This window comes from Bacillus sp. MBGLi79 (assembly GCF_002953915.1).
In genome coordinates, this window is record NZ_CP026521.1 from 208,754 (window position 1) to 210,686 (window position 1,933).

4 protein-coding genes are annotated in these 1,933 nt (G+C 47.2%); all 4 read left to right on the forward strand.

The window, feature by feature from the left end; translation table 11 throughout:
- A partial coding sequence (locus C1T29_RS01215; protein WP_331281203.1) for a DNA-directed RNA polymerase subunit alpha C-terminal domain-containing protein occupies positions 1–156 on the forward strand: 156 nt, incomplete at its 5' end.
- A gap of 77 nt (positions 157–233) precedes the next feature.
- On the forward strand, positions 234–596 hold the full coding sequence (gene rplQ / locus C1T29_RS01220; protein ID WP_020449876.1) for a 50S ribosomal protein L17: 363 nt from the start codon (positions 234–236) through the stop codon (positions 594–596).
- Positions 597–737: 141 nt separating this feature from the next.
- Complete coding sequence (locus C1T29_RS01225; RefSeq protein ID WP_023855907.1) at positions 738–1,583, forward strand: energy-coupling factor ABC transporter ATP-binding protein; 846 nt, start codon at positions 738–740, stop codon at positions 1,581–1,583.
- Positions 1,559–1,933: ATP-binding cassette domain-containing protein (locus C1T29_RS01230; protein ID WP_208945598.1), on the forward strand; the 375-nt coding region annotated here is incomplete at its 3' end. The genes C1T29_RS01225 and C1T29_RS01230, both read left to right, overlap by 25 nt.

Consider the following 1,933-nt stretch of genomic DNA (forward strand, 5'->3'; position numbering starts at 1 on the left):
AACTGCTTGAAGCGTGCGGGATTCAATACAGTTCAAGAACTTGCGAACAAAACTGAAGAAGATATGATGAAAGTTCGCAACCTGGGTCGCAAGTCGCTTGAAGAAGTAAAAGCGAAACTTGAAGAACTTGGACTTGGCCTTCGCAAAGACGATTGACTAGTTTCCATGTGAACTAGGATTTTCGTGTGTTTTTTATTTCAGATCGAGTATTTCAATAAAGGAGGGGACACCACATGTCATACAGAAAACTAGGACGCACTAGTGCACAGCGTAAAGCAATGCTGCGTGATCTTACAACAGACCTGATCATCAACGAGAGAATCGAAACAACAGAAGCTCGCGCGAAAGAACTTCGCTCTGTTGTAGAAAAAATGATTACACTTGGCAAGCGCGGAGATTTACACGCACGCCGCCAAGCAGCTGCATACATCCGCAATGAGGTTGCAGATGCAGAGAAAGACCAAGATGCACTCCAAAAACTTTTCTCTGATGTAGCACCTCGTTATGAAGAGCGCCAAGGCGGATACACACGTATTATGAAGCTTGGTCCTCGCCGTGGTGACGGAGCACCAATGGCTATCATCGAATTGGTTTAATCACATATTTTGTGTGTCTAAAGAAGGGCGGGACAGTTTTTAACTGGATCTATGCCCTTTTTTTAGATACCGGGGAATTTTCTATGATAAAAGAATAGTCAGAAAAGCAGAGCTTTAGAGGAGAGGAGGCCGGACGGGCAAATGAATCAAGATCGATTAATAGCTGCAGAGGATATCACGTTTCGCTACCAGAAAGATGCGGACAGGCCTGCGCTTGATCATGTATCTTTCCATGTGTCGAAAGGAGAATGGCTTGCGATCGTAGGTCACAACGGCTCAGGGAAGTCGACGCTCGCCCGTGCTTTAAACGGACTGATCCTGCCTGACGAAGGATCGATTGAAGTCGGCGGTATTCAGCTGACGGAAGAGACGGTCTGGGATGTCCGAAAAAAAGTCGGCATGGTGTTTCAAAATCCGGATAACCAATTTGTCGGGACAACCGTCCGCGATGATGTGGCTTTTGGTTTAGAAAACAACGGAGTTCCAAGAGAAGACATGGTGGAAAGGGTGGATTGGGCCGTTCAACAGGTGAACATGCAAGAATTTCTCGATCAAGAGCCGCACCATCTCTCTGGAGGGCAAAAGCAGCGTGTTGCGATTGCGGGAGTGCTTGCCGCCCGTCCTGACATCATGATTCTCGACGAGGCGACTTCCATGCTCGACCCGATGGGACGGGAAGAAGTGCTGGATACGGTCAGAAGGCTGAAAGACCAGGGAATGGTTACGGTCATTTCGATTACACATGACTTAAACGAAGCTGCTAAGGCCGACCGGATCATCGTCATGAACGGCGGAAGAAAATTTGCCGAAGGCACGCCGCAGGAAGTCTTTCGTCTGAATCAAGACCTGATAAAAATCGGGCTTGATTTGCCTTTTTCTTTTCAGCTCAGCCAAATGCTGAAGGAAAGCGGTCTGGCTTTGAAAGGCGATCATCTGACACAAGAAGGATTGGTGAATGAGCTATGGACATTGAAATCAAAGATGTAGAGCACCGATACCAGATGAAAACGCCTTTTGAACGCCTTGCGATCTATGATGTCAACGCCGTGATTAAAGAAGGAAGCTATGTCGCAGTGATCGGCCATACAGGATCGGGAAAATCGACGTTGCTTCAGCACCTGAACGGGCTTTTAAAACCGACAAAAGGACAGATACGCCTCGGAGGGGACGTTCTCGAAGCAGGCAAAAAGAATAAACACTTAAAAGCTTTGCGGAAAAAGGTCGGGATTGTCTTTCAGTTTCCTGAACATCAGCTGTTTGAAGAAACAATTTTAAAGGACATTTCATTCGGCCCGATCAATTTCGGCATGAGCCGGGAGAAGGCGGAAGAAAAGGCG